Raw genomic sequence first — 2,410 nt, 5'->3', positions numbered from 1 at the left:
GCTTAAGCTGAGCTATAGCATCATTATAAGCAGGATTTTTATCAGTATTTATTTTGCTAGGAGAATCATACTTATAGTAATTCTTCAATGTCTTAGATAGAAAGCGTTTAGCTGCTTTTGTATTTCTGGTATGAGATAAATAAAAATCTACAGTAGAACCATCTTTAGTTATGGCTCTATACAAATATTTCCACTTACCTTTTACTTTAATGTAGGTTTCGTCTACTCTCAATGACTGATAACAAAACTTTCCTCTTACCAACTTAGCTTTTTCTTCAACTCAGGGGAGTATTGGATAACCCATCTATAAATTGTTGTATGGTCTACATTTACTCCTCTTTCTTTAAGCATCTCCTCTAATTCTCTATAGCTAATACCATATTTTAGATACCAACGGATTGCCCATAAAATTACTACCCCATTAAAATGCTTATATTTAAAACTATTCATACATTCTTAAACTAAAATATTTAGCGCAAATACTAGATTTCAAAAAACTTATTGTCAATAGTTGCAACAGAGCCATTAGAGTTCACAGAGGATTATCTAAAAATCTCAAATTAAAGCTAGTAGATTTTTATATGATAAATAATGGCAAAAAGTTCTAAAACAGACCCCCGTTTTTTCTATTAGCTCTCTCATCACCACTTTGTAAACTTAGTTTACATAATATTTTCTTTACTGTATAATACTATCAATAGATAAAAGCGAACTGTAGCTATGAAACCACCAAAGAAGTCAGATAAAGAATTATTTTCTTTGATAAAGCAGAAGATCGCTGATAAAAAATATATTTTCTTACCTCATTTGAGACAAAGAATGTTAGAAAGAAATATAACAGCTATAGATATTTTATATTTATTACAAGGACATTCAAAACGCATAAGGAATAAAAAGAAAGATTGTTACGAACATGATAGAGAGGATTGGAAATATTGTATTGAAGGTAAACCAAGAGATACAAAAATAAGAGTAATAATAACTTTTACATTAGATATGATGCCAATTATTACTGCTATTAATTTGGAGAATGAACCATGAGCAACTTAGAAGAAAAAACAGTTAAAGAATATGTATATACTGGGATGATATTTCCAGTTACACTAAAAAATGTAAAGATGGTTAAATATGACGATGAATGGTGTCCTGTTATAGATGATATAGCTATAGCTAATAAATGGATCAGAAAAATAGGTGAGTCAAAAGATCGCCTAACTGGTAACCAATTAAAATTTATTCGTAGTTATTTTAAAATGTCGTTACGCCAGTTTTCCAATGTAGTAAATGAGTCTCATACAGCTATAGCAAAGTGGGAGAATGTTGGTAATGAAATAGCTAAAATGGATCTTAATATTGAAAAAATCATTAAAATGTACATATGTCGTGAAGTCATGAAAGATGCTGATGATAAAAGTCTAATGAAAATCTTTAATAAAATTCTGGACTTTCAACCAAAAAATCTAAAGATTGCTCATTAGCAAAACATTCCCGAAATAGTCCCTTTATGCGAGTGTTACTCTAAAAAATCATATTCAAAGCCTCTAAAATTGGTTTCATAAAAAACTTTACCAATATCCATTTTTGGGAATGTTTACTTTGAAAGACAGCGACTCTTCCACTCTTGATCATAATTATCTATTTGTCTAAGGGTTTCTGGAGATATAATATAAAGTTCTTTCTTTGAAATTGTGATAGGCTTTGCCCAAAGGCAAAAGTCACTCATCTCTCGTGAACTCATGCATCCGGTTACGCACAATATTAATATTATCATTAAGACGCTTCGCTTGACGTCTATTACTGTCAAGCGCATCTTCAAACTCTTCTTGAAATTCATTTAATTTCTCTTGATGTTCCCCTTTTTTGAAAAAATAGAATAATATAAACAAAATACTAGATATTATTATCAATATTGGAGCTATTATGAGTATAATCAGCACTTCATATTTTCTCATTTATATCAGTAGATTTCTTTTTTAATAATCCTTCGAATACACTTATCCCAAGCAATGATCCACCTGTAATCATAAACATATTTATAATATTTGATTCCATTGATGTATCTGCTGGCGTATCAAATAAACAATATATAAATAATATTATAGAAAATAGAATACCTATTATTAATAATACTGCTCCCCATACTCTTTTAGCAGATTGTTTACCACAAGGACATTCTAAAATACCTTTAAGCATTAGCTCACCAAAATTTTATTTTAATTATGTAAGCATAAACTCAAGATTTATTATTTTTATTAATAGATTATTTAATCTTATTTCCTTTTGAGAATATTTATGTCTTGATACTAAGTTGGCTTTGTTTCTTAACCCCTTAGGGTCTTCTAGTTGGTGTATTTTAGGCAGTTCTATGACTAATGGGCATACCTAAAGATGTCATTTTATTTAAAATACT

General features: G+C 29.2%; 3 protein-coding genes and 1 pseudogene. 2 read left to right on the top strand and 2 right to left on the bottom strand.

Annotated elements, in window-relative coordinates; all coding sequences use genetic code 11:
* Positions 1–450, bottom strand: a pseudogene (locus AB8E56_RS11580) (IS6 family transposase); the annotation flags it as partial.
* Positions 451–720: 270 nt separating this feature from the next.
* On the opposite strand from AB8E56_RS11580, the gene AB8E56_RS11575 reads away from it, so the two are divergent.
* Together AB8E56_RS11575 and AB8E56_RS11570 are read left to right on the top strand one after the other, a co-directional pair.
* On the top strand, positions 721–1,041 hold the full coding sequence (locus tag AB8E56_RS11575; RefSeq protein WP_329481277.1) for a DUF4258 domain-containing protein: 321 nt from the start codon (positions 721–723) through the stop codon (positions 1,039–1,041).
* Positions 1,038–1,478: a hypothetical protein gene (locus tag AB8E56_RS11570; RefSeq protein WP_329481275.1), complete on the top strand. Its 441-nt coding sequence runs from the start codon at positions 1,038–1,040 to the stop codon at positions 1,476–1,478. The genes AB8E56_RS11575 and AB8E56_RS11570 overlap by 4 nt, the downstream gene beginning before the upstream one ends.
* 460 nt (positions 1,479–1,938) lie before the next feature.
* Here the strand turns inward: AB8E56_RS11570 and AB8E56_RS11565 are convergent, their stop codons facing one another.
* Positions 1,939–2,193, bottom strand: a complete 255-nt coding sequence (locus tag AB8E56_RS11565) for a hypothetical protein (protein WP_329481273.1) — start codon at positions 2,191–2,193, stop codon at positions 1,939–1,941.
* Positions 2,194–2,410: the final 217 nt, after the last annotated feature.

The organism is Francisella sp. 19X1-34 (assembly GCF_041102755.1).
Taxonomy (GTDB): Bacteria; Pseudomonadota; Gammaproteobacteria; order Francisellales; family Francisellaceae; genus Francisella.
The sequence above is the reverse complement of the archived record's forward strand: the minus strand, read 5'-3'. Positions and strand labels throughout refer to the sequence as shown.